The 2,630-nt window shown below is 70.0% G+C and carries 2 protein-coding genes; both read left to right on the top strand.

All coding sequences use genetic code 11. The annotated features are described in order from the left end of the window. Positions 1–293: 293 nt before the first annotated feature. Entirely contained in the window at positions 294–1,790 is a 1,497-nt protein-coding gene (gene istA, locus BN3789_RS12115) for an IS21 family transposase (RefSeq protein WP_066834735.1), read from the top strand. After that, entirely contained in the window at positions 1,783–2,538 is a 756-nt protein-coding gene (gene istB, locus BN3789_RS12110) for an IS21-like element helper ATPase IstB (protein ID WP_079989329.1), read from the top strand. Before istA ends, istB begins: the two co-directional genes overlap by 8 nt. Positions 2,539–2,630: the final 92 nt, after the last annotated feature.

Raw genomic sequence — 2,630 nt, 5'->3', positions numbered from 1 at the left:
ATGCGCGGCCGCTCGGGCGCCGAGTACCGCTTCAACGTGTTCTCCGCGACGCTCGGGTACTCGAGGCGCCACCTGTACCGCAGGTCGCCGACCAGGACCCGGGACGACCTGCTGGCCTGCATGTACGTGTGTTTGATAACGTCTGACTTGCGGATTTGATCACCCGGAGCTTTCGGGAATGGTCACGAAAAACTTTCGGGTTTGGGCATGGGCACGCCGACCATCCCCAACGGGGCCTAACGTTGTCGCTGCTACGGTTGCGACGATGGGAGGCCGGGAAGGAAATGATCGGCGTGGACAAGATCGACGATATCAGAAGGCTCGGGAGGGGCGGGGCGAGCGTCGCCTCGATCGCCCGGGAAACCGGGGTCTCCGAGCCCACGGTGAGGAAGTACCTGAGGGAGACCGACCTCTCCGAGAGGCCGCCGGCGGTGGGCGGCATGGCTCTCGAGTTGGCCCTGTGCCAGCCCTTCGCGGCGCTGGTCGATTCGTGGCTGCTCGAGGACAGGCGCTGCTGGTACAAGCAGCGCCACACCGCGAAGAGGGTCTTCGACCGGCTCGTCGCGGAGAAGGGCTTCGAGGGCTCGTACTCGACCGTCAGGAGGTACGTGAGGAGGAGGCGCGAGGAGCTCGCCGCCGAGCTCGACGCCCGCGAGGCGCAGGGGTTCCTGCTGCTCGACTGGCTCCCGGGCGAGTGCCAGGTCGACTTCGGGCAGGCCGACTTCCGCGTGCGAGGCGTCGTCACCCGCGGCCACTTCCTCGTGGTCACGTTCCCGCACTCAAACGTCGGGCTCGCGCAGGTCTTCTGGGGCGAGACCGCGGAGTGCGTCTGCCAGGGGCTCCGCGACGTCTTCGAGTTCCTCGGGGGCGTGCCGCTGCGGGCCGTGTTCGACAACGCCACCGAGGTCGGCCGCAGGGTCGGCGCCGAGATGAGGACCTCGGCGCTCTTCCGCCGGTTCGCCGCGCACTACGGGCTCGACTACAGCTTCACCAACCCCTACTCGGGGAACGAGAAGGGCTCCGTGGAGAACAAGGTCGGGACGCTCAGGCGCAACCTCTTCGTCCCGGTCCCGCAGGTCTGGGACGTGAAGGCCTACAACGAGCGGCTGCTCGGGACGTGCCTGGCGCTCTCGGACGGCAAGCCGCACTACCGCAAGGGCGCGAGCGAGTCCGAGCTCTTCGGGGACGACCGCGCCGCGCTCTCGCCGCTGCCCGCGGCTCCGTTCGCGTGCGTGACGTGGCTCACCAGGAGGTGCGACAAGCAGGGCTCGTTCAGGGCGGGCGGCGAGCACCGCTACTCGGCGGGGCCCGTCAACGCCTCCCGCGAGGTCGCCGTCGCGATGGGCGCCTTCGACGTCACGGTCGTCGGCGCCGGAGGCGAGGTCGTCGCCGAGTACCCGCGCGAGTGGGGCGACGCGCCGACGGACTCCGCCGACCCAATGCTGCAGCTGAGGCTGCTCTGCGTGCGCCCCGGCGGCTGGCGCGACAGCGTCGTGCGGGGGTCCCTGCCCGAGCAGCTCGTGGCGTTCCTCGACTCGGAGTCGCCCGCCGACCTCGGAGCCGACCTCAGGGCGCTGCGCGACGTGAGCGCCAGGCGGGGCTGGGCGGCGACCGTGGAGGGCGCGCTGAGGTCGCTCGGGGCCACGGGCGGCGTCGACGCCGCCACCCTGGAGCTCGCCGCCGCTAGGGCGGCCGCCGGCGACGCGCTCGTCGAGTACGACGAGCCGGTCGACCTCGCGGGGTACGACCGGGCCTTCGAGCTGCTGGAGGGGGGCGCCGCCAGTGCCTAGGATCCCGGACGCCGAGCGCGAGGAGTTCTCCTCGCGCGCCAGGTCGCTGTTCATATCGAAGGCGACGATAGCGTGGTTCCTCGAGACGGCGACCCCGGGCCAGCTCGCCGCGTGCTCGGGGATGCTCGCGCGCGAGCTCGAGTCCCGCGAGCGGTCGAAGCGCGCCCGGCTGCTGCGCCAGGCCCGCTTCCCCGTGCCCAAGGCCGTGGAGGGGTTCGACTGGTCCAACGTGCGCTTTCCCGAGGGCTGGGGCCGAGACGAGATGCTCTCGCTCGACTTCGTGGAGCGCGCCGAGGACCTCGTCTTCCACGGCCCGACCGGCCGCGGCAAGACGCACGTGGCGACGGCCCTCGGCATCGAGGCGACCCGGCGCGGGGTGCCCGTGCGCTTCTTCCAGACGGCGGCGCTGGTGCTGCAGCTCGGCAAGGCGAAGCGCGAGGGGACGCTCGACAGGCTGCTGGCGGACGTCGGCAGGGCCGAGCTCGTGATCCTCGACGAGTTCGGCTACGTCCCCTTCGACGTCGACGGCGCGCGCCTGCTCTACCAGGTCATATCCGACTCTTACGAAAGGAGGAGCATAGTGTTCACCACGAACGTCGAGTTCAGCCGGTGGGGCACGGTCTTCGCGGACGACAAGCTCGCCGCCGCGGTCGTGGACCGCGTCGTCCACCACGGCAGGCTCGTCGAGTTCGGCGGCCCAAGCCACCGTCTCGAGGAGTCACTCATGCTGGGCAAGTCGGGAAGCTAGCGGCGCGCCCGTGACCGAACCCGAAAAAGTTGCGTGCCCAAACCCGAAAGTTTTCCGTGATCATTTCAGAAAGACGGACTTGACCAAACACA

Origin of the sequence: Collinsella ihumii, assembly GCF_900046475.1 — a bacterium.
Lineage (GTDB): Bacteria > Actinomycetota > Coriobacteriia > Coriobacteriales > Coriobacteriaceae > Collinsella > Collinsella ihumii.
Note: the sequence above shows the minus strand (reverse complement) of the source record. Positions and strands in the feature narration are given on the sequence as shown.